This is a genomic window from Streptomyces sp. NPDC054841 (assembly GCF_053611045.1).
In genome coordinates this window covers 1-1,898 of the sequence record NZ_JBSGZO010000839.1, presented here as the reverse complement: position 1 = coordinate 1,898, position 1,898 = coordinate 1, and the positions used below count along the sequence as shown (strand labels likewise).

3 protein-coding genes are annotated in these 1,898 nt (G+C 68.7%); 2 read left to right on the top strand and 1 reads right to left on the bottom strand.

Annotated elements, in window-relative coordinates:
* Window positions 1-156: 156 nt before the first annotated feature.
* Complete coding sequence (locus ACWGI8_RS43740; RefSeq protein WP_453669127.1) at window positions 157-408, bottom strand: hypothetical protein; 252 nt, start codon at window positions 406-408, stop codon at window positions 157-159.
* Between the two features lie 219 nt (window positions 409-627).
* Between ACWGI8_RS43740 and ACWGI8_RS43735 the strand changes: the two genes are divergently transcribed.
* Together ACWGI8_RS43735 and ACWGI8_RS43730 are read left to right on the top strand one after the other, a co-directional pair.
* Window positions 628-987 carry an arsenate reductase family protein gene (locus ACWGI8_RS43735; protein WP_453669125.1) on the top strand — a complete coding sequence of 120 codons (360 nt, stop codon included), beginning with the start codon at window positions 628-630 and terminating at the stop codon, window positions 985-987.
* A gap of 184 nt (window positions 988-1,171) precedes the next feature.
* The coding region (locus ACWGI8_RS43730; protein ID WP_453669124.1) for a hypothetical protein at window positions 1,172-1,898 on the top strand (727 nt) is incomplete at its 3' end.

The window sequence follows — 1,898 nt, the reverse complement described above, 5'->3', positions numbered from 1 at the left end:
GACCTGCTCCGCCCTACTCGGACTTGCCCCGCCCTACTCGGACCTGACCCCCGACCTGTCCGGACCTGTTCTGACCCGTCCGGGTCTCTCCTGCACCGGACGCGGCGCGTCGGACATCAGGCATCGGGGATCAGGCATCAGATGTCAGGCGTCGCCTCAGTCGGCGTAGTGGATCAGCTCGCGCACCATGTGGCACGTCGTGTCGGACGGCGGGCGGATGCCGATGCACTCGGCCGTGGTGCGTATCCGGCGATTGCTCGCGTTCGCAGGGTGGTAGATGCCCGTGTCGAGCAGGGCGATGGCCAGGCGCATGGCCTTGAGCCGGCGGTTGTGGGTTTCGTACCAGTCCCGGGGCAGACCCGCGGGCAGTGGCTGCTTCGTCAGTTTCGTCGGCGTCGACCCGTGCATCGTCCTCGGCCCCCTCTTCGTCCTCGACCCCGTCTTCGTCTTCGTTTCCGTCTTCGGCCCCGTCTTCGTCGTGACTGCGGCAACGGCCATCGGCGACCTCCTGGCGCGGTGGTTGGACCCTCACGAACTAGTTCGATTTTACTGCCCACCACTGACAATCGCTGCTGGCCAGCAGGTGTTCAGGGTGTTCGAGAGGCGCCTGGGGAGTACGGTGTCGGAATGGAGATCTGGATCAATCCCGCATGCTCGAAGTGCCGCAGCGCACTGCATCTGCTCGACGAGGAAGGCGCCTCGTACACCGTGCGCCGTTACCTGGAGGACGTGCCGTCACAGGACGAGATCCGCGAGGTGCTCGGGCGACTCGGCCTCGAACCGTGGGACATCACGCGGACCCAGGAGGCGGTGGCCAAGGAACTGGGCGTGAAGGACTGGCCACGCGAGCAGGCCTCGCGCGACCGCTGGATCGCGGCGCTCGCGGAGCACCCGAAGCTGATCCAGCGTCCGATCATCACGGCGGAGGACGGTACGGCGGTGGTGGGGCGCACGGAGGAGGCGGTTCGGGACGCGCTGGGCCGCTGAATCCGCTCCCCCCGGTCGGACCGGCTGCCGCAAACGCCCAGCTCCCCGCCCACCTGCGAAAACTTAAGCCGCAGTTAAGGAAGTCACCCCTGTGGCAGTTGAGCAGAGCCGTCGGCCTACTCGTACGTAACGGCACACGGAACCGATCCGGCCGCCGTTCACGGCCGGGGACAGGAGCTCTCACGTGTCGCGCAAGAAGACCCTCAGCGGCAAGAAGAAAATCGCTCTGCTCGTCGGCGCAGCGGCGCTGGTCGGTGGCACTGCGGTTGTCATGACCGGGACAAGCCAGGCCTCGGTGGCCTGTGACGGACTCGCCCAGGCGATTCGCAACAACGAGAACTTCATCGCCGGTCAACGGGCCAATCCGGACGCCCAGTCGGCCGCTCGGATCGCCAACCGCGAGGCAGTGATCGCGCAGATCAAGGTCCAGCAGGAGGCGTCGGGCTGCGAGAAGGGCTCCGGGGGAGGAGAAGACCAGGCAGCGGCTCCGGCCCAGCCCCCGGCCGAGCAGCCGCCCGCGGGCGACGCCGGCAACGGCGGTGCAGGCGGTGACCAGGGCGGTGCCGCCGGCGAGGTCGTCTGCGCCGGCTCGACCGTGACCCTCTCCGGCGAAGGCGGCGCCCCCGCCGCATCCAGCAACCAGTTCCCCATCGGCACCAAGCTGAAGGTCACCAACCTCGACAACAACAAGTCGACCACCGTCGAGGTCACGTCGACCTCCGGCAGCTGCGCCCTCCTGAACAACGCCGCGTTCGAGCAGGTCCGCGAACCCGGCAAGAACCTCATCCGCAAGGCACGCATCGAGCGCGTCGGCGGGCAGGCGGACCAGGCGCCCCCGGCCGAGCAGGCTCCGCCCGCCGAGCAGCCGCCCGCGGGCGACGCCGGCATCGGCGGTGGAGGCGGTGACCAGG